This window comes from Pedobacter zeae (assembly GCF_014196715.1).
GTDB classification, from domain to species: domain Bacteria; phylum Bacteroidota; class Bacteroidia; order Sphingobacteriales; family Sphingobacteriaceae; genus Pedobacter; species Pedobacter zeae.
The window spans coordinates 1,391,016-1,412,810 of the sequence record NZ_JACIEF010000002.1 but is presented as its reverse complement, the minus strand read 5'-3'; the positions used below and the strand labels follow the sequence as shown (position 1 = coordinate 1,412,810).

Below are 21,795 nucleotides of genomic sequence, written 5' to 3'. Positions count from 1 at the left end.
AAGATTTAATTTATTTGATATTTGCGTTAAACTATTTGGAGTAAAAAGATGTTGGAAACAAAGATGAAATACGCATTGATCACCGGGGCCAGTAAAGGTATTGGCAAATCTATGGCCATAGCACTGGCCAAAAGAAAAATCAACCTATTGCTTATTTCCCGCTCTGTTGATGAGCTGAATGCTTTACAAACCGCTCTTGAAAACCAATATGATGTTGAAGTGCATAGCTTAGCAATCGATCTCAGCCAAATTGAAGCCCCTAAGGCCGTATTAAACTGGGTAACGGAGAACAATTATGCCATTCAGATCCTGATCAACAATGCAGGCTATGGCTTGTGGGGAAAATTTGGAGAACTGGATTTAGCTGCTCAGCTAGAGATGTGTCAATTAAATATGACTACGGTAACGGCATTGTGCCATCTACTGCTTCCGGTACTGTTGATAGAAAAAAAAGCATATATACTTAATGTTTGCAGTACCGCAGCCTACCAGGCGGTACCGACCTTAGCCATCTATTCTGCCACAAAAGCTTTTATTCTATCTTTTACAAGGGCGCTAAGGTTCGAATTAAAGGATGGTCCGGTTTCGGTGAGCTGTCTGAGCCCCGGTCCTGTTGATACGGGGTTTGCACACCGTGCAGGATTGGATGCTTTTAGCAAAATGGCAGAAAAGTTTAACATGCAACCAGACAAAGTAGCCGAAATTGCCATTAAGGGCTTATTCGCCGGGAAAGCTGAAATTATTCCGGGTTTTACCAATATCATCAGTGTATATGCCAACAGGATTTTGCCAAAAGGATTTATCGAAAAAATGGCTGCAGGAATTTACAAAACTTAATCTTATAGTTTAGCTATAGTTAGTTATTTTTCATTAAATCAACTGTGTATAATTTAATATTATTGCCCTGCTTCGTGCCTTTTCGTCCCGTACCGCCTAATTTATTCCATTGGTTGGTGTCTTACCGGATGATATAGAATCAGGGAATGAGCATGCAGTAGTTCTTGGTGGTGTGCAGTCCCGCTTTACGCTTTACTCCGTTGCACTTCGTGTTCACTGCAATTGGGTTTAGGGACAAGGGTACTGCACTTTGCAAAACACACTTCTGTCCGTAGAGTTAAGCGTAGCATCTCTACGGATGGTGAATAAGATTGAGTTTCTAACTCAATACTCACGAACGAGTCACAGACTCTTTTCGATTCTTTGGTCCTTAGAGCCCCTCGGAACTCTAAGGACAGATTGGGTTTACAAACAAGGGTTCCGCACCCTGCAGTCCCTAAAAATGAAATGCTGTTCTGGCCACTTAGCCCCGGTTGAAGCGTTACCCTGAAGCAACGAGGCATCCCGAACTTTCGGGAAAGCGTATAAGCGGAAAACGGGAAGAAACTAAGTGTTGTGCACAGGCAGAGCACTCTCCTATAAAATGATTTTAGGATTGGGAAATAAATGGACTGTGGTTCTTGGCGGCCTGTAGTCCTGCTTTCGCTTATAGTCCTCGCTGCACTGCGGGCTATTTAGCTCAATCAGGTTTAGAAACAGAGGTCTCTGCACCCTGTAAAACACCTAAAATGAAATATTGCATTGGCCTCTTAGCCCCGGTTGAAGCGTTACCCTGAAGCAACGAGGCATCCCGAACTTTCGGGAAAGCGTATAAGCGGAAAACGGGAAGAAACTAAGTGTTGTGCACAGGCAGAGCGCTCCCCTATAAAATGATTTTAGGATTGGGAAATGAATGGACTGTGGTTCTTGGCGGCCTGTAGTCCTGCTCTCGCTTATAGTCCTCGCTGCACTGCGGGCTATTTAGCTCAATTAGGTTTAGAAACAAAGGTCTCTGCACCCTGTAAAACACCTAAAATGAAATACTGCATTGGCCTCTTAGCCCCGGTTGAAGCGTTACCCTGAAGCAACGAGGCATCCCGAACTTTCGGGAAAGCGTATAAGCGGAAAACGGGAAGAAACTAAGTGTTGTGCACAGACAGAGCGCTCCAAATGATAAACCTATTTACTCCGTCAGTTGAATGAAAAAAGGCTTAAAAACCCCGCGATTTGTGCTTATTATTAGATTTTTACGATTAGACCTGCACTTCTCAAAAAAATATTTTAAAATATTTCTGATTAAATTCTTTGAAACATTAAAAAAATGTTACGTTTGTATTAAATACTACTAAATCTATAGAATATGTCGAATAAAACTAATTTGTTTTATTTCTTTTCAGCACCGAACCACTCGCCTATGCGAATGTGCTGTTGTTGCGCATAATTCTATTCTCCATTTATTTTTTCCTAAACTTTTTAATTTTTATTACAATGGCCACATCGTATCCAACCTTTACCCTGTCTGATCAGTTAACCGAGCAACAACTTGATTTTTTTAATACCCATGGTTTTATCCATTTTAAGAATTTTATAAAACCGGAAACCGTTTCTTCCATTATCGATGCCTCTAAACAGGTAGAACAAAAATGGATAAAAGAAGACGTAAAAAAAATAAATGGGGTGCCCATTAAATACGGCAAAGACCTTGATGGTTCGCCAATTGTGCAACGTTTTGCCTTTATCAATCAACAGCATCAAACGTTAAGCGGCCTTTTACTCGATCCACGGTTTAATGCCTTGCTGCAATTGGCTGGCGACGGCGCACGTTTAGGTACCGAAGAAAAAGATGGTATGGTGTTTAACCACTATATCAACGGGCCTGAAAGCAAATTCAGCAAAATGGGCTGGCATACAGATGGTTTAAGGGATATCTTCTATGGAACAAAACTAAACCCGATGCTGAATGTGGGGATTCACTTAAGTACCTTAAGACCTGAGAACGGCGGATTAAAAATTATCCCTGGCACCCATAAACAGAGCATATATCAAATGCTGTTCCGCAAAAAATACTTCCTCGATAACAAACCTGATGCTGAGGAAGTATCGATATTGCCTGAAGCCGGCGATTTAACCATCCACGATGGAAGACTGTGGCACAGGGTTGCCGAATCGGCTGTGCGTGGCGAGGAAAGCAGACGCCGCGTAATTTACATCCCTATTATTGCCGGCAAGTATGCACCAAAAAATGAGAATAGTCCGACGGTGTTTTACCAGCGTTTTGCAGGAATTGTAAAATAAATATATGTTATTTGTATTACTATTCAGCTACCTGGTAAGATCAGGAAAACTAAAGCGGATAACGGATTTTTCGAAGGGCTTACCCAAGAGAATCAGCTTAAAATTTTACCGGCCGGGAACTGCGATACTATTTAGCGTAATATTGGTTGGGGTATAAACAGGAGGAAAACATTAAACAGCAGCAAGACCATACCAATGGCAAAAGGGTATTTGCAGATCGGAAACGAACCAATATTTTACGTAAAGGCGAACAAAGCCTGATCCTTTTTTTACTTAAAAGGGTCCCGGAATGGATTTCACCAAATATCATGACAGGGATTGGAATGTTTGGTTCATTCGTGGTGTTTTCGGCATTTATTTTAGCACACTTTTATGGCCAGCATTACTTATTGATCGGCATTTTAGGTTTTTTTATCAACTGGCTAGGCGATTCGCTGGATGGCCGCTTGGCTTATTACCGAGAAATACCCCGAAAATGGTACGGCTTTGTGCTCGATATCATCATGGATTGGTTCAGCATCATCCTGATTGGTTTTGGTTATTACTGGTATGCAGAGGGGTTCACCCGCATTTTAGCTTTTATGTTTGTGGTATTATACGGTTGGTCGATGATTATTAGCCAGTTACGCTATAAAATAACCGAACATTACCAGATCGATTCGGGTATTCTGGGTCCGACAGAACTGCGTGTGATTATTTCATTGGTGCTCGTTGCCGAAACATTATTTGAAAACAGTATTACTTATTTTGCAATGGCTATGGTAGCCTTACTTCTGGCACTGAACAGCATTGATACCTTAAAACTTTTGAAAGCCGGCGACGCCAAAGACAGGGAGGAAAAAGCATGATCAGCTGGCAATCGGTAAAACTTTTCCTGAAAGCACAGGTATCGGCATTTTCTGGTGGTGTTACCGACTATGGATTAATGATCCTGTTAACCGAATGGCTCCACATCCATTTTACCATTTCGATCCTGATTTCAGGAACCATCGGAGGTATTGTAAACTTTTGCATCAACCGTTTCTGGGCTTTTAAAAACAATGAAGGCTATTGCAGTACGGCAACAGGGCAGCTCATCCGCTTTTTTACAGTGGTTTTAGGCAGTATTTCATTAAAATCAGGCGGAACTTACCTCTTACACAGCGCCATTAACCTCGATTATAAAATAGGCAGGTTATTGATTGACAGTATTGTTTCCTATGGTTTTAACTATCCCCTGATGAAATACTGGGTATTTAAAACCAACGAAGCCAAAGATTTTGAATACGAGGAAGAAGAATATTTAGAACCTGTACGCAGCGAACAAAGGATTTAATCTTCAACTTTTAAAATCTGCTTGATCAATTCATTTCGCTGCCTATCGCTGATTTTTACAGGCACAAATAAATCTGGTGTATTGGTCCATCCGGTTTCCAGTTTGTAATAATCGGGTTTTGCGGTTTCTTCGCCATTTAACTTTCGCAAATGGTAAGCGATAAACAGTTTCCATCGCTCAGTATACAAAGAGCCCAATAAACCGGCCCATTCTTTATGAGCATATTCGTGCAGATCGGTTTTGGGGTTATAATCGGGACCCCAATAGGTAATCTGCGCTTTTGCATTTTTTAAGGCATTTGCACGGTCGGCCTGGTTCGTACCGAATACACTCGCCTGCTTCAGCCAACGGTGCAGGGTAAAGAAACGGTTGCTGTTTAATAACGAATCCTGCTGACCGATTAATGCCAGGAATTTAGCACCTTCGCCAGCCAAGCGGACTTTATCCTTGTTTTTAATCGCCTCAATAATAGCCTGATAAATTCCATCACCTTTATTGGCCTGCACCTGCCTTACAAAATCGGTTAAATCTGTTTGGTAGGTTTCGCTTTCCTTAAAATCGGCTGCTTCCGAGGCAAACAACAACACTGCATCCCTAAATTTAGCGGTATCGTAATTTCTTTTCCTGGTTCCCCATGATGAAACACTACTGATCAGCGTATCTGGCCTGGCACAGAATATAGATTCGGAAGGGCCTTCCTGGTAAATTTCAGGACTGCCATAAGCCGTTTCGAGCAAGCCTTGCCAGGCTTTTTCAATCTTATCGTTAGTTTTTCCGTAACGGGCCAAAGTGTAACCTTTAATCCAGCTGTTCACTTTTATATGCTGATCATGCCAGCCCAGCTCCAACATCAGCTCGAAAGTAACCGGATTATTATTAATTCCTTCGGGAATGATGCCCACTCCCTTTAAAAATTGCCCGTAAGCACTATTTTTTGCCCGGTAAGTTTCGTCGGCAAAACGTTGCAGCTTACCGTAAATACCGTTTTTTTCTCCAAAATTACTCACATTGCTCCACACAAATGGGGTACCATCATACCCTTTACGCTTCTCCCAGTTGTTGGTATTTTCGCCGAAGAGCTCAATAATCAGCGTCTTTTTCTTGTCTAATCCTTCCAGTAATTTAGCTGAGGGATTGGATTGCCAGCCTTGTAACACCCAGGTTGCGCCGGGATAATGCTGCTGCATAAGCTGTTGTATCATTGCACCCGATGCTTTCAGATCAACACCTTTGGCACTACCCCCTTCGTGAAAAGGATCACCACCAAAATAATGCAGGCCGGCACCATATAGCTTTTTCATTTCTTCATAATAGATATCTGCTATACGCTTAAAAGCCAGATCGGTGGTTGATAAAAAATCAGGACGGGCAAATCCGCCGGCCCATTTGCCCTGCGAAATTACCTCTGCCTTTATTTTGTTTTTTAACGTAGTGGGTACCATACCATAAAAGCCATGCATGACCGGTTCGATACCAAGTTGCTTCATCCTTCCAATTATCCTTTTTTCCAGGCTGGCCTGCTGATCAATAAGATTTTGTGTTACAGGGCCGCCCCACGATTCCATATTCCCCATTAACCACCAGGCACCAAAAGCCGGCCCGGGGATAAATTCCAATGTTTCCTTATCCGAATAGCCCAGTTTTCGTAAAGTATTTTGCCATACGGCCTCCATACCAACCGGAGCCAGCATGATATTTACCCCATTTAATGCCATCCAATCAAGCTCACGTTCCCAATCGGCCCAATTGTAAAAACTCATCGAATAACTGATGGTACAATAATTTAAAGCATAGCGGTATGGGTAAGGCGAAACGATCCGGATTTTTTCTTTTACCAAAGGGATTTTTTCAGGGGGAGAAAGATTATCACCCATGTGCGACATGCTCCTGTGGCAATAATACCTGAGGTACCAGTTTAATCCTTCGGCAGCAGCGCTTGCACTGGAGGCACCGATCTCTATTTTATCATTTTTACTGTAAAGTTCAAATACATCCTTACCATTGTTTGCCGGTATCGCGTTAAAAACCAGCGATTTTGTCAGCCAAGGCACCCTTCTTCCGGCCAATTGCCTTACTGCATCAAACGTTTGCGCTTTTATTGATGTATTCAGGAACAGAACAGTTAAAAGAAAAACAGATTTTAAAATGCGCATGCTAGTTTTGATTAAAGATACCGGAAATTGATTGCATAAAAAGGTAAAAAGGATGTCCAGCCTGTACGATGAAGCTTAAAAACTGAACACCTTATCTTTACCCTATTAATTTAATATTGGTTTAGGGTTGCCGGCCCTGTTTTCATTAATCTTCTTAATGGTTTCTTCAAATTCAGGTTGTTTGGCAATGTATTTATTCAGTAAATCGATCTGGTTTAAGCCCCTCACCAGGTTGTGTTCAGGATAATTTGTTTTATAATAAATATCGCCGTTTAAGAAATCGGCAATAAACCTCACGGCCTGCATGTAAATCATAAATTTACCTGAGTAGATAAAAAACTGTTTTTCGGTAAAGGATAAAACCTGGTCCATCTCTTCCATATAGCCTTTATGTATGGCGGCGAAAACGTCTTCCCGGATGGCTATTTTATTAAAATCTTTTTCTTCTTCATTGGCTTCTGAGAGGTAGGTACGCATCATATCGCCCACATCGCTGATGAAGTATCCCGGCATGACGGTATCCAAATCAATTACGCATAAACCCACACCGGTTTCAGCCTGTAGCAATACATTGCTAATTTTGGTATCGTGGTGTATCACACGTAAATTAAGTGCGCCACTATCTACCATATGTACATATTGTTCTTCTATATCGTAGTGCCTGATGATCTCTTCTATAGCAAACTTTGCCGCACCAATCCTTTCGTCGCTGGCTTGTTCTAATGCCTTTTTAAACTGCTCTACACGCAGGGGCAGGTTATGAAAATCTTCGATAGTAGGTTTTAATTTTTGCACGTTGAAAGCACAAAGCATCCTGGTAAATTTACCAAACTGCTTGGCAGCGTGGTAAGCCTGCTCAGGCTGATGCACAAAATCAATAGAGCAAGAATTTTCTACAAATGGAAAAATCCTGTAAAAATGATCGTCAATAACTGAAAAATCATCTCCGTTTGCAGCCGTAATCGGAGCAACAAACAAATACTTAGGGGCTGTTTGATAGAGGTATTTTTTTATTGTTTCTATATTTTGGGCAATATTTTGGGGCTGGCGAAAAACCTCCGTATTTACTTCCTGCAAAATATAGGCTACTTTTTCATTGGAAACTTTCCAGGTATGGTTAATTAAACCCGAGCCAAAGGGTTCAATTTTAAAATTTTCTGCGTTAAGTCCATAAGCATCTAAAACTGCTTGAAACATAAGATGGTGATATTTGAATGAATATTGTTTTAGGCAACCACTTACTATGGTTCCCTAAATAAATTGCTAATTAAAAATATGCGGGCAAGCCATAAGCAATACCCGCAACCGAGACTAAAAGCCGCTATCGTCTAAAGCGAAAGTATTTTTACGATCTTTCCATTTTCCCCTGGTAAAATCAGGGAATTTCTGTGGCATATTCCCTTCTTTTAACGATTTGGTAGAAAGTGGTGTAATTACGCTCATGGTAACTGAATCGTATACATCTATCGGTGTTTGTTTTTTCTGTTTTACTGCCTGGATAAATCCATTGAATACAAACCAGTCCATACCGCCGTGCCCGGCACCTACCGCTTCTGCTTCGTATTTTTTCCAAAGCGGGTGATCATATTTATCAAACCACTCTTTTGCCGGATCCCATACATCGTCTTTTTTTGATTTGTGATCAATGTAAACGGATTTGTTTACATCCATCCACAGCCCTTTTGTACCCTGTACCCTGAAACCGATCGAATATGGGCGTGGCAAGTGTGTATCGTGACTTAGTAAAACGGTTTCTCCGTTTGCACAGTTGATCAGGGTAGTAGTTACATCGCCGTTTTTATAATTGATTTTGGCATTTGGGTGGCCAGGAGAAACTTCTTCTACGTAGGCAGCCAGACCCCTCGCTTTAGAGCTGAACGATACCAGGCTGGTGAAGCTGTTTCCACGGTTAATGTTTGCGTATTGCATTAATGGGCCAACACCGTGGGTTGGATATAAATCGCCGTCCTGATCGATATTAAATTGGGTACGCCATTGCGCCTCGCTTATCGCTTTTGGGCCAAACTCTACTCCACCCCCATAATAATCTTTACCATTATTAAACAGCACATTTCTTAGGTTGTGCTGATAGCCGCCTTCAAGGTGTACCAATTCGCCGAAAAGCCCCTGCCTAACCATGTTTAAAGCTGCCATCACATCCCTGCGGTAACAAACGTTTTCGAGGGTCATGTAAGGCATGCCGGTTTTCTCTGAAGTGTTTACAATATCCCAGTGATCCTGAACGGTCAGGCCTGCTATCACTTCACAGCCAACATATTTACCTGCTTTCATCGCATCAACGGCCTGATCTCTGTGGAACTGCCATGGAGTTGCAATAATCACCGCATCAATATCTTTGCGGTCTAAAAGTTTCTTATAAGCATCTAAACCTCCTGTATATTCTGTTGCCGCAGGTCTGCCTTTTTTGGCGATAAAAGCACGGCAAATTTTAAGCGAGCTTTCCTGGGTATCGCAAATGGCCACGATTTCTACATCATCTCTTAAAGCCCCTTCAGAGATATGGCTCATGCCCCGCGCGCCCACGCCGATATAGCCCAATCTCACTTTTCCACTGTCTGATGATGCAAATAAACTTCCGGTTGGCAAGATGGTTAACCCTGCAGCCGTAAATGCGCCATTTTTAATAAATTCTCTACGTTCCATTTGTGTTTTTTACGTTTTATTATTTAAGTTTTAAGTTGATTGCAAATTGTTATTGAACAAACGTTCTACGAGCGGTTATTTCGCCGTTTTACAGTCTTTACTCACTCACATCCAGCGCTATTCCACGCTATAAATTTTTAAAAGGTTTTTGGTTAAAATATAGCCGGTAATCTTTAATTCTGCCGTTGGCATTATCTTGTCTGGGTAAGAGTTTCAGTGCCTTGATACTGTAATTTTTACCCAGGTCAATCACAATCTGGTGCGGCGGTTTTGGCGACTGGTTTTCCCATTGGGTATGCCAGATACTCGTAAACTGCAGATCGAAAACATTTGCTGCATTTCCGTCATCGCCCCCCAGTTCTTCACTGTCAGCAAAAACAACTTTCCAGTCGTTACGCGGAATTTCATTTCCCTTATCATCAATCAACACCATTTCGGCTACAGTGGTAAAAGGCTGTCCTTTTTGCTCGGTAAGTGCCTCGAGGCAGAAATAACGGGCTGTAACCGGTTTAAAGTTTACGGTCTGCCATTTATTATCGTTTGCAAAAGTACCTTCAACGTAGGGCTGTTGTGCATCGGCTAGCCATTTCTGGCCTGCGTTACGGTGCAACTGAGGCTGCTCTTCGTTTACTACATCCAAAATGGGCTGATCTACAAAGCTTAATGCTGGACTTGGGTTACCCAACAGATCGAAAACAACAACTTCGTTATTCCCCTTTTTTAACCAGCTGCCTGGCACCAGCATGGTTTGCGTTGGGCCGATATTCCAGTATCTGCCCAAGCACATGCCATTTAACCAAACTAATCCTTTATTCCATTTACCCATATCCAGGTAAGTATCTTCTAATTTGCCGGCTTTGAAGCTGCCTTTGTAAAACGCTGCAGCTGCAGGCTGACCGTTAAGTTTTTCGTAACGGAGCGGAATATTTACCTCACCCATCCTTACCGGATAATTCTTCCAGCCTGTTAAAGCAGTCTGTTTTCCGTTTTCATTCAAATAAACTGCTCCATGAATACCTTTCCAATCGTGCATTTGGTAGCCATAATTTACCCTGCCCGTTGCTTCTACCAATATCCTCAATACACTTTTATTTACACGTGCAGGTATTTCTATACTAAAACGCCCCTTTCTTCTATCGAGTTCACCAATCTTTTTGCTATCCAGGTACACCAATGCGTAATCATGTATATCTTTAAAAACCAGGCTAGCTTTTTTACCGGCCTTTAAACCCGTTTCGTATAGCACACAGCCGAAATCCTGATTTAAATCTTCCATCAACAGTGCAGTATCGGCTAAAACCGCTTTAGGCAGATTTTTAGTAAGTACCGCAACCGATGAGAAAGTAACGGGGCCTAATTTTTGTATTTTATTGGCCGCGGGAACATCGGGCAAAACCTCGCCTTCCTGCAGGTAATTGGAAAATAACTTGCGGATGGCATAAAATTTCCCGGTTGCATTACCTGCTTCATCAATCGGTGCGTCGTAATCGTAACTACTGGTTTGTGGCAGGTACGGAGGTGCATTGGCACCACTGTAAGTTCCAAAACTGGTTCCGCCGTGGGCCATATAGATGCTGAACGAGGCTTTATGGTCGAGCATATATTTAAGTTCGTCAACAATACGTTGGGTGTTGCCTTTATAGTGTGGCCTGCCCCAGCTATCGAACCAGCCCGGATAATATTCGCCACACATTAATGGTCCGGTAGGTTGTATGGCCCTTAATGCTTTAAAATTAGCCTCCGGATCACTGCCAAAGTTTACTACGGCAAATAAACCTTCGGGGTGGTCGTTCTTTAGCTGAGATGGTCCATCGCAGTGAAACAAAGGAACGGTAAAACCCGCTTCCTGTAAGTTGGATTTAATGATATTCATGTAATCCTTATCCTTACCATAGCTGCCGTACTCGTTCTCTACCTGCACCATAATGATATTACCTCCATTAGTGATTTGCAATGGTGCGAGCTGTTTTCCTACTTCGAGCAGGTATTTTTTAGCGCGGTTTAAAAAATACGGATTTTGTGTGCGCAAACGGATGTTCTTATCCTTAAGCAGCCACCATGGGAAACCACCAAACTCCCATTCGGCACAAGAATATGGCCCTGGCCTTAATATGACATACAATCCCACCGCTTTTGCCAGTTTACAGAATTCGGCCGCATCGCTTTGGCCTGTCCAGGTAAACTGATCGGGCTGTTTTTCGTGCATGTTCCAAAAAAGGTAAGCACAAACCGTATTTAAACCCATGGCTTTTGCCATTTGCAGGCGCTGCTTCCATTCGGCTTTCGGAATCCGTGCAAAATGCATCTCGCCGCAACGGATAATATAAGGCTTGCCATTCAGTTCAAAAGATTCGGTGCCTATAGCAAAGCTAGTGGCATTTTGAGCCCAGCTACCTGCCGACAGGCTGATTAACAGCAATAAAGCAACTATTTTGTTAAGCTGTAGGAAGTGCATTGGTTAAAATTCTGTTCAGTTTTGTTGATTTGTATTTTTAAAAGTAGAACAAGCAAATGAGCATTACAACATAAATGTCAGCGCAAACGATTGACTAATATTTATGTTACCCATGTTATTTAAGCAGAGCGTCAGTTTTCGCTATACTGCTTTTCAGAACAAAGGGATTACGCTTTGAGCAAGGTACAGATTAAGAACCGGATCGGGGCCTGGGTTCATTAAGGAGCACAAAGAGGTTGGCATTACCGGTTCTGCCGGAACCGGTAAAGTTATCAGGCAGCAGCTTTGGGTGCGCCACTATATTGTCTATCCGCAATGGCCAAATTATTTGAAGAACCAATAAGGAGAGAAGACGATATTGAAAATGTATTTTTATAGCAATAGTGTTTTAACCTGGAACGGATCTGTTCAAGCACTTTTTCTCCACTCAACCCTGAACGGTCATTTCGTCGTGGCAAAGGCGGGGCTGCTTCAACTCTACCAGGTTTTTATGTTTTACACCCCATTTTTCGAGTTCGTTAATGATGGTCCTCAATTCGTAGCCAATTGAGGTTAGTTCGTATTCTACCCGTGGCGGAACTTCGGCATAAATGGTTCGCTTAACAATTTTATCTGCTTCCAATTTACGCAATTGCAAGGTTAGCATTCGCTCGGTGATATTTGGCAAATGTTTTTTTAACTCTCCAAATCTAAGTTTACCGTTCATTAACCATGAACAGATCGCCAAAGCCCATTGTCCGCCAATAATGTTGGCAGCATAAACTTCTAAACATTCGCCGGTTAAGGCTTGTTTGTTAGCATAATTAGTTGAGGTTTCCTTGATCTTGGACATACTTACATTTTTTATAGTACATTACAATTGGTTGCTAATTTACAAAATAACAGGTTATGCCTCTATTTTTACGCTTATAATATTAAAACTTGTTAAAATGAAAACATTGATTATTGTAAGCCATCCCAATATTAAAAGTTCATTAATCAACAAACGCTGGATTGAGGAGTTGACTAAATACCCAGAGCAATATGTGGTACATCAATTGTATGAGGCATATCCCGACGAACAGATCGATGTATTGGCAGAGCAAAAACTGGTAGAGCAATATGATAGGATTGTATTCCAGTTTCCCTATTATTGGTTTAATTGCCCTCCGCTTTTAAAAAAATGGATGGACGAAGTCATGACCTACGGATGGGCCTATGGTAGCAAAAGTGGCTTCAAAATGTCTGGCAAGAAAATTGCCCTTGCGATTTCACTTGGAGTTGACGAACACGAACTACATCCGTCAGGAACCTATCATTATACATTAGAAGAATTAACGCGTCCGTTCGAACTTTCTTTTCAATATGTAAAAGCCGATTACCAGCCGCTGTTTGCTTATTATGGAATGGAGAATAATGTTTCGAAAGAATGGATAGAAAGAAGCGTTCCATTGTATTTAAATTTTTTAGAATCGCTATAAAACAATATGAACTGATTACCCCTCTAAGTAATTCTTAAAGGGGTAATCAAATCTTTCTGGTGATGGTAACAATCTCTTAAGCGGACTCATCACCATTAATTATGGTAAGTCCCCGCCTCCTAGCCAGCTTTCAAAAAGCCAGGCAATTTTCGGATGATGACGTTATTGCATCTTTACAGCAGATTATTTTATATTTTCTTCTATATTCGTTGTATAAACTATGCCATCCCTAAGCCACGTACCGGATACTGAACTCATCTTGCTGATAAACCAGGAAGAAGAGCCGGCATTTACCGAAATTTATAACCGCTATTGGGAAAAAATGGTCTCGTATGCCGTTAGGCTAACCAAATCTGAAGCCGAAGCTGCTGATATTGTGCAGGAAATCTTTGTATCGATCTGGAACAGAAGAACTACCATAGCTATTAAAAGTACTTTAGGGGCTTATCTTATCCGCAGTACCCGCAATTTGTGTTTAAGGTATATTGAAAGAAATATTCATACTGGCGATTTTTTAGATAAAATAACCGAACAAGCGGTTGATAACAGCCTGAACATTGAAGAAAGCATCTCATTAAAGGAGCTACAGGAAAATATTGACCTTGGCATTACCAGATTGCCTAAAAAAATGCGCGAAGTTTATCTTTTGAGTCGCGATGAGCAGTTATCTTACCGCGAAATAGCAGAAAAACTCAATATTGCAGAAGGAACGGTTAAAAAACAGATAAGCAATGCCCTCAAAATAATAGCTGATTCATTAAACGGTAAGCTTTCGGCCGCCATGATGGCCATTTTTCTACATCTTTTAAAGTAATAAAAAACTTTTTTTATTTTTTTTTAAAAATAAATCTACCACCAAAACATCTTTTTTGGAATATCCATTTGTAAGGCACGCTAAATGCACTTCAAAAACCTATGAAAACCGAACAGGCAAAACAATTAATACAGCATTATTTAGATGGAACAGCTTCAGCGAAAGAAGTGCACCTGGTTGATTCTTTTGTGGAGCAGCAGCTATTGGAAAATACCTGGACTGCCGATGAAGCGCAAAAAGCAGCTTTTGGCGAAAAGTTGAAAGCACGCATTGATGCACAAAGGTTAAATGGGGAAAACAACAGGCAAAACCAGGTAAGACCTAAAACCATTACCCGGCGCCTGTGGATCCTTGCCGCTTCGGCAGCAGTGCTGGCCTTGTGTGTAATTGGTGGCTTGTTTGTGATAGAGAACAATACCGAAGACCGGTCAGAACGCTATGCCAACGATGTGGCACCAGGCGGCAACCGTGCCATTTTAACGCTTGCCGATGGGCACAAGATTGATTTATCTGACAGTAAAACCGGAGAATTGGCCATTACAAACGGACTTAACGTTAAAAAGGCTGCAGACGGCTTGCTGGTTTTTTCTGTTATTGATCAGGGAGAAGAAGAGGAAGGAAGAAACAATACCATAACAACCCCATCAGGCGGCCAGTACCAGGTAAACCTGCCCGATGGCACCCTGGTATGGTTAAATGCTGAAACAAAATTCAGTTTTCCGGGCCATTTTAACGGAAAAAACAGGCGGGTAGAACTGGATGGAGAAGCTTATTTTGAAGTGAGCAAAGATAAAAACCACCCTTTTATTGTTAAAAGTAAAAAACAGGAGGTAGAAGTTTTAGGTACACATTTTAACATTAACAGCTACGAGAACAGTTTAGCTACCCAAACAACACTTTTAGAAGGCTCAGTAAAAGTAAAAGGAACCGGGGGCGAAAAGGTAATTGCCCCGGGCGAACAATCGGTATTGCATGGCAATACCATTGAGGTAAATACAGTAGACCCGGCATTTGCCATCGATTGGAAAAACGGTGAGTTCAGGTTTAAAAATGAGCCTTTACCCAGCATCATGCAGAAACTATCCCGATGGTACGGTGTTCAGTTTGTCATGAATATCCGTTCTGAGCAAACGCCTTCTTTTTCGGGCTCTGTATCGCGTTTCGATAACATTTCTGAAGTGCTTAAAATGCTCGAGGAGACAGGAAATATTAAATTTTATATCAACGGTAAGGTAATAACCGTAAAGTAATATTGCCAACAGCCTTAACCACGCTGTTTTAAAATCAATCAATATCAACTAAAAACCAAAAAAAATGAAGAAACCACTACAGGAACAGCGTTAAATAGCACAATAGGTTTAGAAGAAAAAACCATGGAAGTGTTGGAAGCACAACCATGGCCATGATCTGAGTTAACCCTTTAAAAACGAATTCTGAGGTCCATTTACGCATTAACCCAAACAAACGAAAGTATGAATATTTATCCTTTTTATCAAGGAAGGCATTCGGCATGCCTTCCTAAAAAAATCCTGTTAATTATGAAACTCACCATCATCATCATGACGACTTTACTCATGCATGTTAGTGCCAGTAGTTTCTCGCAAAAACTTACCTATGCGGCTAAAAACATAACCGTAGACCGTGTTTTTAAAGAAATAGAAAAGCAAACCAACTACAGGGTATTGTACGCCACCAGCACGCTGAACGATGCGGCAAAGGTGAACGTAAATTTTAAGAATACGCCGCTCAACGAGGTAATCGAGTACCTGTTAAAAGACCAGCAGTTAACCTATAACATTGAGCAAAATACCGTACTGATCAAGAAGCAGGAGCGCTCATTTATTGACAAAATAGCCTCGGTTTTTACCTCATCGCGTTTTAATGGCCGGATTGTAGATGAAAACAATGCGCCGCTTGTGGGTGCAACCATTACCGTTAAGGGCAGTAAAAAGTATACGGTAAGCGGATCAACCGGGGCATTCGTACTCGATCTGGAAGAAAATGATGTGCTGGTGATTTCTTACATCGGTTACGAAACCAAAGAACTGAAAATAACACGTGGCATATTGCAGAGTGGTGTGGCCAGTTTACTCGATATTAAATTAAGCCTTTCGGCTTCATCTTTAGACCAGGTGCAGGTAGTTGGTTATGGCAGTACCACCAAACGCAATAATACAGGTGCGGTGAGTTCGATCACTGCCGAAGAAATAGGTAAACAAACGGTAGAAAACCCCTTGCTGGCACTGCAAGGCCGCATTGCCGGTGTGCAGATTACGCAGGATAACGGTTTGCCAGGGGCCAATACCCGGATGAATATCCGTGGCGCATATACGGGCGTATCTGGTGCAGGTTATATTCCATTATATATTATTGATGGTGTTCCTTTTACCTTATTTAATGGTGCCCAGCCGGCTACCGATAACCTGAATGCCAACGGGGTAAGCGCTGCAAACGGTGGTGTGAGTCCATTTAGTGTTATTGCTCCTGAAGATATCGAACGTATCGATATTCTCAAAGATGCCGATGCAACCGCCATTTACGGTTCGCGCGGATCGAATGGCGTGGTGTTAATCACCACTAAAAAAGGCAGCAAAGGTAAAACCGCTTTTAATTTCAATGTGAATTCGGGTGTAAGCAATGTGGCTAATTACATCCCGATGATGAATACGCAGGAATACCTGGCTACCCGCAGGGCTGCCTTTGCACGTTCGGGCGTTACCCCAACCACTGCCAATGCCTTAGATTTATTGGTATGGGACCAGAATGCCTATACCGACTGGCAAAAATACTTTATTGGCCATACCGGGCATACCACTAATGCCACCGGATCAGTTTCGGGAGGTAATGCTCAAAATTCCTTCCTGTTTTCTTCAACCTACCGCAAGCAAAGCACTGTTTTTGGAGGCGATTTTGGCGCCACCACTTTTTCAAACCGGTTAAACGCTGGCCATAAAAGCAGCGATGGCCGTTTTAACATAGATGGCTCGGTAAACTATACCTACATGAAAAACCTGTTGCCATCTACTGATTTAAGTACCATTTATAACCTGGCACCTAATTATCCCCTGTACAATGCCAATGGCAGCGTAAACTGGACAGCTACCAGCCCGCTTTCTTACAACCAACAAACAACCAATGCACAAACCACTAACTTGTTTAGTAACTTAAACCTTTCGTACCGCATTATCGATGGTTTGGTGGTTAAAGCCAATTTGGGTTATACCTCAACCCGTTTAAAACAACAACAAATTAACCCGGCCAGTTCGCAAAATCCGAATACTGCGCGGGTAAGCTCGTTAAGGTATACCGATAATGATAACAACAATTACATTATTGAGCCACAGGCAGTGTATACCACTAAAATTGGTGAAGGTAACCTCGAAGCTTTAATCGGTACCACTTTTCAGCAGACAAAAGCAACCGGCATCTTTTTAACCGGTACAGGCTTTAACAACGAAAAGCTGATCAACTCATTGTCTAGCGCTTCATCGGTGGTTACCTCTTACAGTGCCGATGCGATATACAGTTACACCGCAATTTTTGGCCGTTTAAATTACAACTGGCAGGGCAAGTACATTGTTGATGGAACCTTCAGGCGCGATGGTTCATCACGTTTTGGAGGCAACAACAAATTCGGGAATTTTGGTGCTGTAGGCGCATCGTGGATTTTTACCCAGGAAGATTTTATGAAGAACCTCAGCTTTTTAAGCTTTGGTAAATTAAGGGCCAGTTATGGTGTTACCGGTAACGATCAGATTCCGAATTATGGTTACCTTTCACTTTATACCTCTACTGGCTCAAGCAATGTTTATGATGGAGTGGGTACCTATGTTCCTTCGAATATTCAAAACCCGGATTTAAAGTGGGAAACCAATAAGAAACTGGATATTGCACTAGAGTTAGGTTTCTTAAACGACAGGATTTTGCTAAAAGCAGATTATTACCGCAACCGTGTTTCTAACCTGTTAAACTTCATTACCATCCCATCGCAAACTGGTTCAACCGGTTATACAGCCAATTTAAATGCTACAGTGCAAACCAAGGGTTACGAGTTTGAATTAAATACCGTTAACGTAATTGCAGGCGGTTTTAAATGGAACACCAACCTGAATTTAACCATCAGCCGCAATAAATTACTGGCATTTGATAACCTCGAAAATACTTTTTATGCCAATACTTACGTTATCGGGCAACCAACCGATATCCGGAAATTTTATAAATATACCGGTGTTAACCCGGCTACTGGCCTGCCAACTTACCAGGATTTAAACGGCGATGGCAGCATTAGTTTTGCAGGCGACCGCTATGTGGGCTATTATGGTCATCCCTACTTTGCCGGCATGAACAACAGCCTGAGCTATAAAGGTTTTGCACTCGATTTTATGTTCCAGTACAACCACCGTTACGGCATATTAAATCCGACTTTAAGCTCAAGTCCTGCCGGTATCAACTACAACAACATGAGCACTGCCCTGTTAGATCGCTGGGGAGCCGTGGGCGATGTAGCACTTTTCCCGGCTGCTTCTACCGTTAACGATCCATCTTACGGAAACTTAACTTCATCAGACGTAAACTGGGGCGATGCTTCTTACCTGAAACTGAAAACAGTAAGCCTTAACTATACTTTCCCTAAAGCAATGGCCAGTAAATTAAAACTATCTAACCTGGGCGTGTACGTACAGGGACAGAACCTTTATACCTGGGCCAAACAGAAATATACTTACGACCCTGAAACTACATTACCAGGCACAGGACCTGCTTTGGGCACGGGGCAGTACATTGCCTTCCCGCAGGTGCGTACCATTGTATTCGGTTTAAACTGTTCATTTTAATTAAGGAAATCATGAAAATTAACTATAGGTATTTCAAAAAAATAATGGCTTTGGGCCTGGTTTTAATGGCAATGTCGTCATGCAAAAAATTTGTTGAAGCCGATTTGGCCAATAACCTTATCGCTAAAGAAGATGCCTTTAATACCGATAATTCGGCTACCAGTGCCACCTTATCGCTTTATTCTTATTATTCAACCGTAGATCACTTAAAATTCAGCACCATGTTCGGTGGTTTATTGGCAGATGAGCTGCAGAATACCACTTCGAATGCTGATTTAATTCAGCTCTCACAAAATGTAGTGGCACCAACCAATACGAATCCTACCAGTTATATCTGGAACTATTCCTATCAAACCATCCGCTATTGCAACCTGATTTTGGATGGTATCAGTCGCTCTACCGGAATGACCACACCGGTGAAAAACCAGTTAAGTGGTGAAGCTAAATTTTTCAGGGCTTTAATGTACTTTAACCTGGTAAACTTTTACGGAGGTGTGCCCATTACTTCAGAAATAAACGAACTCGATAATGCTTTTAAACCAAGGGCTACAGCGGCCGAGGTTTATGCACAGGTGTTTAGCGATTTAAAGGATGCACAAAATCTGTTGCCAACCACATATGCAGGCAGTGCCGCATTAAAGGTTAGGGTAAATAAATGGGCAGCAACTGCATTATTGGCCAAGGTTTACTTATATAATAAAGATTATGCCAACGCCGAAGCCGAAGCAACCAAAGTAATCGGCTCAGGTACGTATAGCATGGCTACTTTATCAAATGCCTTCATTAATACCAGCAGTGAAACCATTTTGCAGTTATCAACCCTGTTTGGTGCATCGGCCTTTAGCATTTATCGCACAACCAGTTCGGCAGCTAATGTAGCGCCACCGGCTTATGTGCTGTATAACAACTTTACCAAAGATTTCGAGCTGAACGATAACCGTAAAACCTCATGGGTAGATTCGACCACTTTTAATGCCGTTAAATACTACCGTATTAACAAGTACAAGGTACAATCGGCCACAGCGGCTACTTTGGGTAACGAATATACCGTGTTGTTGCGTTTAGGCGAACAATACCTCATCAGGGCAGAGGCCAGGGCACAACAATCGAATATTGGTGGTGCACAGGACGATATTAACGTCATCCGCACCCGCGCAGGTTTGGGCAATACCACCGCTGCCACACAAAGTGCATTGTTAACGGCTATTGCCAAAGAGCGCAAACTGGAGCTTTTTGGGGAATATGCCAACCGCTGGTTCGATTTAAAACGCACCGGCACCGCTGATGCAGTTTTAGGAGCCTTAAAGCCAACCTGGAAAACAACCGCACAACTGTTGCCTATTGGTGCAGACCAGATTTTACTGAACAATAAACTCACCCAAAACCCCGGCTATAATTAAGGGATTTAAAATTAGTCTGCCTGAAATTAATTCAGGCAGACTAATGATTTCAAAAAATAAAATATAAAAGCTTATGAAATTATTAAAAACTGCCTGTTCCCTACTGTTATCGGTAATTGCTATTAATACAGTACAGGCACAAACCACCAAACCAGCCGATACCCTTGTTCAATACCTGGATAAACTGGTGGCCTCTAAAGATTCGGCTGATAAAACCATGTTAAGGTCGAGATTAGCTGATTTATCAGAAGCTAAAACCGAAAAGGAAGTATTAACAGCTGCCAATTATTATTACCGCATTGGCGACACTAAAAAATCCGACGCCATCTATAGCAATATCGCCACCCGTTTTCCTTTAGGTACACAAGCCAGAAATGAAGCTTCGAAAGATTTTTACCTTCTTAAAACCGCTGCCGAAGCCGAAGCCGCTTACAAAGCCTGGATAAAAAAGTTTCCGCCAACAATGTACGAGAACACCAAGGTAGACGACCGCCTGGCTTACGATTATGTAAGGGCAGTGATTGCCGGTAAATTTGCAGCCGAAAAAAATGTAGCCAAAGCTAATGAATATGCCAATATGCTTGAAGTTGATTTCTGGAAAGGCAATGCTTATTCGGGCATCACCGGTGCTTTTTATAAAAACGGCGATTTAGCCAATGCCGAAATTTATGCCAAAAAAGCAATGGATAATGCTTTTTCTTATATAGATGGCAAAAAAGGCAATGAGAACTGGGCCAAATTTTCAGCTTCGGGCTATGCAGGCTTAACCAGTACTTATGCCAATATTTTATTCGAAAGGAAAAAGTATGCCGAGGCTTTGAAGTATTCGGAGATTGCCTATAAAAAATCGACCACCCTAAGCCCCAATTTAAACTACCGCTATGCACAAATTTTAATGGGCCTGAACAGAAACCAGGAAGCTTACGATAAACTGGAAGAAGTAGTTAAAGCGGGTAAAGCCACGCCCGGAATGGCTGCCGATTTCAAAAAACTTTATGTAAAAGTTAAAGGTAGTGAAAATGGTTTCGATGCTTATGCAAGTGCAATCAGAGAAGCTTATCTGGGAAACCTGAACAAACAATTAACCAAGGGAATGGTAAATGAACCTGCCCCGGGTTTTACTTTAACCGATTTAAACGGCAAACAGGTTTCGCTGGCAGATTATAAAGGTAAAATCGTAATTATCGATTTCTGGGCAACCTGGTGCGGTCCGTGCAAGGCCTCCTTTCCGGCGATGCAAATGGCCGTAAACAAATATAAAGATGATGACAACGTAAAATTCCTTTTTATCCATACCTGGGAAAAAGTGGCTGATCCGGTTAAAGATGCCGCCGATTACATTAAAGGGATGAAGTATTCATTCGAAGTATTAATGGATGTGAAAGATGCCGAAACCAAAGTAAACAAAGTAGTAAGCAGTTACAAGGTAAACGGTATCCCGGCCAAATTTGTAATTGATGCAGCTGGTAATATCAGGTTTAAACTAACCGGGTTTGATGGCAGTAACGAGGCAGCTGTTGATGAACTGAGTATGATGATAGATATGGCAAAAACCAAATCATAAATTGAAAGAAGTCAGGCCTCTAAAGCC

15 protein-coding genes are annotated in these 21,795 nt (G+C 41.9%); 10 read left to right on the top strand and 5 right to left on the bottom strand.

Features of this window, described 5'->3' with window-relative positions; translation table 11 throughout:
• Positions 1-63 precede the first annotated feature (63 nt).
• From GGQ60_RS12550 to GGQ60_RS12535, 4 genes are all read left to right on the top strand, one after another.
• The gene (locus GGQ60_RS12550; protein WP_183764473.1) at positions 64-837 is read left to right on the top strand and encodes an SDR family NAD(P)-dependent oxidoreductase; all 774 of its coding nucleotides are present in this window, start codon (positions 64-66) and stop codon (positions 835-837) included.
• Positions 838-2,304: 1,467 nt separating this feature from the next.
• Positions 2,305-3,111: a phytanoyl-CoA dioxygenase family protein gene (locus GGQ60_RS12545; protein WP_183764470.1), complete on the top strand. Its 807-nt coding sequence runs from the start codon at positions 2,305-2,307 to the stop codon at positions 3,109-3,111.
• A 146-nt stretch (positions 3,112-3,257) separates the two neighbouring features.
• The gene (locus GGQ60_RS12540; protein ID WP_221235940.1) at positions 3,258-3,959 is read left to right on the top strand and encodes a CDP-alcohol phosphatidyltransferase family protein; all 702 of its coding nucleotides are present in this window, start codon (positions 3,258-3,260) and stop codon (positions 3,957-3,959) included.
• Positions 3,956-4,426, top strand: a complete 471-nt coding sequence (locus tag GGQ60_RS12535; RefSeq protein ID WP_183764467.1) for a GtrA family protein — start codon at positions 3,956-3,958, stop codon at positions 4,424-4,426. The genes GGQ60_RS12540 and GGQ60_RS12535 overlap by 4 nt, the downstream gene beginning before the upstream one ends.
• On the opposite strand, the gene GGQ60_RS12530 is transcribed toward GGQ60_RS12535, so the two are convergent.
• From GGQ60_RS12530 to GGQ60_RS12510, 5 genes are all read right to left on the bottom strand, one after another.
• Positions 4,423-6,579 (bottom strand): alpha-N-acetylglucosaminidase, encoded by a 2,157-nt coding sequence (locus GGQ60_RS12530; protein WP_183764464.1) that lies wholly within the window; start codon positions 6,577-6,579, stop codon positions 4,423-4,425. The genes GGQ60_RS12535 and GGQ60_RS12530 overlap by 4 nt on opposite strands.
• Before the next feature lie 105 nt (positions 6,580-6,684).
• The gene (locus GGQ60_RS12525) at positions 6,685-7,776 is read right to left on the bottom strand and encodes a phosphotransferase enzyme family protein (RefSeq protein WP_183764461.1); all 1,092 of its coding nucleotides are present in this window, start codon (positions 7,774-7,776) and stop codon (positions 6,685-6,687) included.
• Between the two features lie 114 nt (positions 7,777-7,890).
• The gene (locus GGQ60_RS12520) at positions 7,891-9,243 is read right to left on the bottom strand and encodes a Gfo/Idh/MocA family protein (RefSeq protein ID WP_183764458.1); all 1,353 of its coding nucleotides are present in this window, start codon (positions 9,241-9,243) and stop codon (positions 7,891-7,893) included.
• Between the two features lie 127 nt (positions 9,244-9,370).
• Positions 9,371-11,698, bottom strand: coding sequence for a beta-galactosidase (locus GGQ60_RS12515; protein ID WP_183764455.1), 2,328 nt, complete (start codon positions 11,696-11,698; stop codon positions 9,371-9,373).
• Between the two features lie 427 nt (positions 11,699-12,125).
• Complete coding sequence (locus GGQ60_RS12510; protein ID WP_183764452.1) at positions 12,126-12,530, bottom strand: winged helix-turn-helix transcriptional regulator; 405 nt, start codon at positions 12,528-12,530, stop codon at positions 12,126-12,128.
• A gap of 97 nt (positions 12,531-12,627) precedes the next feature.
• On the opposite strand from GGQ60_RS12510, the gene GGQ60_RS12505 reads away from it, so the two are divergent.
• From GGQ60_RS12505 to GGQ60_RS12480, 6 genes are all read left to right on the top strand, one after another.
• Positions 12,628-13,158: an NAD(P)H-dependent oxidoreductase gene (locus tag GGQ60_RS12505; protein ID WP_183764448.1), complete on the top strand. Its 531-nt coding sequence runs from the start codon at positions 12,628-12,630 to the stop codon at positions 13,156-13,158.
• A gap of 220 nt (positions 13,159-13,378) precedes the next feature.
• The gene (locus GGQ60_RS12500) at positions 13,379-13,972 is read left to right on the top strand and encodes an RNA polymerase sigma factor (protein ID WP_183764445.1); all 594 of its coding nucleotides are present in this window, start codon (positions 13,379-13,381) and stop codon (positions 13,970-13,972) included.
• Between the two features lie 101 nt (positions 13,973-14,073).
• Positions 14,074-15,222 carry a FecR family protein gene (locus tag GGQ60_RS12495; RefSeq protein ID WP_183764442.1) on the top strand — a complete coding sequence of 383 codons (1,149 nt, stop codon included), beginning with the start codon at positions 14,074-14,076 and terminating at the stop codon, positions 15,220-15,222.
• A gap of 288 nt (positions 15,223-15,510) precedes the next feature.
• Positions 15,511-18,804 (top strand): SusC/RagA family TonB-linked outer membrane protein, encoded by a 3,294-nt coding sequence (locus tag GGQ60_RS12490; RefSeq protein WP_183764439.1) that lies wholly within the window; start codon positions 15,511-15,513, stop codon positions 18,802-18,804.
• Positions 18,805-18,815: 11 nt separating this feature from the next.
• Positions 18,816-20,204, top strand: coding sequence for a RagB/SusD family nutrient uptake outer membrane protein (locus GGQ60_RS12485; RefSeq protein WP_183764436.1), 1,389 nt, complete (start codon positions 18,816-18,818; stop codon positions 20,202-20,204).
• 73 nt (positions 20,205-20,277) lie between these two features.
• Positions 20,278-21,768, top strand: coding sequence for a TlpA disulfide reductase family protein (locus GGQ60_RS12480; protein ID WP_183764433.1), 1,491 nt, complete (start codon positions 20,278-20,280; stop codon positions 21,766-21,768).
• Positions 21,769-21,795 lie beyond the last annotated feature (27 nt).